Annotated in this window: 3 protein-coding genes; 1 reads left to right on the forward strand and 2 read right to left on the reverse strand. The window is 72.7% G+C overall.

Going from position 1 to position 2985, the window contains the following annotated elements; all coding sequences use genetic code 11:
- The first annotated feature begins 550 nt into the window (after window positions 1-550).
- Window positions 551-847 carry a hypothetical protein gene (locus ADY01_RS34535; protein ID WP_049580734.1) on the forward strand — a complete coding sequence of 99 codons (297 nt, stop codon included), beginning with the start codon at window positions 551-553 and terminating at the stop codon, window positions 845-847.
- A 54-nt stretch (window positions 848-901) separates the two neighbouring features.
- Here the strand turns inward: ADY01_RS34535 and ADY01_RS34540 are convergent, their stop codons facing one another.
- Entirely contained in the window at window positions 902-1783 is an 882-nt protein-coding gene (locus ADY01_RS34540) for a carbohydrate ABC transporter permease (RefSeq protein WP_049580736.1), read from the reverse strand.
- 44 nt (window positions 1784-1827) lie between these two features.
- Window positions 1828-2814 (reverse strand): carbohydrate ABC transporter permease, encoded by a 987-nt coding sequence (locus ADY01_RS34545; protein WP_049580737.1) that lies wholly within the window; start codon window positions 2812-2814, stop codon window positions 1828-1830.
- Window positions 2815-2985 lie beyond the last annotated feature (171 nt).

Here is a 2985-nt window from a genome sequence, read left to right on the forward strand (position 1 = left end):
TGTTTTGTAAGAATACCCCGCCACCGACAGACTTCCACATTCTCCTCGTCGGCGGCAGCGTAATATGTGAAAAAGAGACGCTCGCGGGGGGGGGGGGGGGGGAAGGGGTGGAGGGCGGGTGGTCGAGGCAGTAGATCCGGCCGCCCTCCCGCCGCTGGAGGATCCAGCTCATCGCCTGCCGGATCCTGGCGGGGGCATAGCGGCTGCCGGGCCTGCCGAGGTGGCGGCGCCGTCGAAGGGCGCGCCCAGCAGGCTGTAGCGGCGGTCGGGTCGGGGGTGGGCCATGGGACTCCTCGGACGGGGGTGACCAGGCCGACATCCTCACCGCGCCCCCGCGCCGCCCCCTATCGCCCGGCTGTCCACCGGGGCCTCGTCCCGGTGGCCCGGTTGTCCTGTCCGAACGCGCCACCCCCGGGCGCCGGCGCAGGCGCCCGGCGCGGGCGGCCGGGAAAAAGGCGCCGCCGCGCGGGAACCGGGAGTGGCCCGGCGCGACTCCCCTTCGGTGCGGTCCCGTTCGGGGCCGCACAGCGAAGCAATCGGGGGGCCGAACATGAACCGCACCATCCCTGCCGCCGTCATGCTGGCGCTGGCGGCGCCCCTGCTCGCGGCCTGCGGCAACGACGACGACTGTGATTCCGCACCCCCGCCCGCGCCCGTCCAGGGCGGCGTCCGGGACGGCGTCCCGGCCGACGGCTCGGAGGACGTCCAGCAGGTCGCCGCGCCCGGCCGCACCTCGGGCGGCGGCGGAGGCCGGGGCGGATCCAGCGGCGGGGGCCGCGGCTCCCTGGGCCGCACCACCGTGGGGGGCGGTTCGAGCACCGGCGGCGGGGACGACTGCGACGACTGACCGCCTCGCCGCGGCGGATCCGGCGGCGGGGGCCGCGGGGTGCGCCGCGGCCGTTCAGCCCTTGACCGCGCCCTGCATGATGCCGCCGACGATCTGGCGGCCGAAGACGATGAACATCACCAGCAGCGGCAGCGTTCCCAGCAGGGCGCCCGCCATGATGAGGGACTGGTCGCGGACATAGCCGGCGCTGAGCTGGGTGAGGGCGACGGGGACCGTGGGGTTCTCCATGTTCAGGGCGATGAACGGCCAGAAGAAGTCGTTCCACGCGTGAACGAACGTGATCATGAAGAGCACCGCCATCGCCGGTCGGGCCACCGGCAGGACGATGCTCCAGAAGATCCGCAGCGAGTGCGCCCCGTCCACGCGGCCCGCCTCGACCAGCTCGTCGGGAAGCGCCTCGCCGAGGTACTGCCGCATGAAGAAGACCCCCACCGCGCTGACCAGCGTGGGGAAGATGACGGAGGGCAGCGTCTGCCCCCACCCCAGGTCGCTCATCATCATGAACAGCGGGACGACGCTCAGCTGCGGCGGCACCAGCATCGTGCCGATCACCAGCATCAGCAGCACGTTGCGCCCCCGAAAGCGCAGCTTCGCGAACGCGAAGCCCGCCAGCGTCGCGAAGAGCACGGTCGACAGCGCGATGGTGCCCGCGACGATCAGGCTGTTGGTCAGCGCCTTCCCCATGGCCGCGTCCTCCCACGCGGCGCGGAGATTGGTGAACAGGTTCGGCCCGGGGAGGAACGGCGGCGGGGTCCGGCTGACGCGGGTGTTGTCGGTCGAGGCCGCGACCAGCGTCCAGTAGAGGGGGAAGAGGGAGACCAGCGCGGCGATGCCGAGCAGGATGTAGGCGACGGGCCCGGCGTGGTGCTGGCGCCCCGCGCCCAGGCCCATCCATGCGCGCCGGGGCGCGCGCGCGGGCGGCGAATCGGTGGTCATGCCATGGCTCCTGGCTGAGGAAGGGATGGAGCGACGGGGGGTGGTCAGCGCGTTCGGGAACGGGACGCCCGGACCCGTGCGCGGGCGAGGGCGCGGTACACGCGGTACAGGACGAAGACCAGGACGAGCAGCAGGAACATCGCCCACGCGACCGTCGCGGCCCGGCCCATCTGGTAGCTGCGCCAGCCCTCCTCGTAGAGCAGCAGGCCGAGCGTCTGGTACTGGTTGTCCGCGCCGCCGGTCACGCCGTTGGGGCCCTGCCCGAAGATCAGCGGCTCGCCGAACAGCTGGGTGGCGCCGATGGTCGACAGCACGATGGTGAAGACGATCGTGGCCCGGATGCCGGGGACCGTGACCCGGGTGAACTGCTGCCAGCGCGAGGCGCCGTCGATCGCCGCCGCCTCGTACCGGTCCCGGGGGATGGCCTGCATGGCGGCCAGGTAGAGCAGGGCGTTGTAGCCGGTCCAGCGCCAGATGACGATGGAGGAGATGGCGATCTGGGCGGGCCACTTCTGGTTCTCCCAGTCGACGTTCTCCACGCCGACCAGGCCGAGCGCCCAGTTGATCATGCCGAAGTCGCGCTCGAAGAGCATCGTGAACACCAGCGCCGCCGCGCCGACCGAGGTGGCGTAGGGCGTCAGCGCGGCGACGCGGAAGAAGGCCGAGCCGCGCAGGCGGTAGTTGAGCAGATGGGCCAGGCCGAGCGCCATGAGCAGCTGCGGCACGGTGGAGAGGACCCCGATGGTGAACGTGTTGGCCAGGGCGTTCCAGAAGCGGTCGTCCTCCAGGAGCCGGGTGTAGTTCCCCAGGCCCTGCCACTCCATGGTGTCCAGCGTGGCCAGTTCGACGCGGTGCAGCGAGATCCAGAACGTGTAGAGCAGCGGGTAGAGGCTGAAGGCGCCGAAGACGACGAAGAACGGCAGGACGAACGCGTAGGGCGCGCCCTTGAGGTCGAGCCGGTGCAGGAGGTTGCGCAACGGCTGCCTCGGGGGCCGCGGGGTCGCCGGAACGACCGGCGTGGAGGTGGCCACGAGGGCTCCTCCCTTCCGTGGGCGGGCGGGTGCTCCCGACGGCCGGTGGCCGTGCGGCGGGCGATGGGCGGCGCCCGGCGTGCGGCGCGGCCGGCCGTCGGGAGCCGGGGATGGCTCGGCGGGGCGTCTCGGGGGGCGCCTCGGCGGGGGCGGGCGGGAGGGGTGGGGGGG

The sequence above is a fragment of the Streptomyces sp. SBT349 genome (assembly GCF_001083795.1).
Classification (GTDB): Bacteria; Actinomycetota; Actinomycetes; order Streptomycetales; family Streptomycetaceae; genus Streptomyces.

Excerpts from the sequence above, each read along its gene's own strand:
- ADY01_RS34535 (WP_049580734.1), top strand. The coding sequence starts at position 551 with ATGAACCGCACCATCCCTGCCGCCGTCATGCTGGCGCTGGCGGCGCCC.
- ADY01_RS34540 (WP_049580736.1), bottom strand. The coding sequence starts at position 1,783 with ATGACCACCGATTCGCCGCCCGCGCGCGCGCCCCGGCGCGCATGGATG.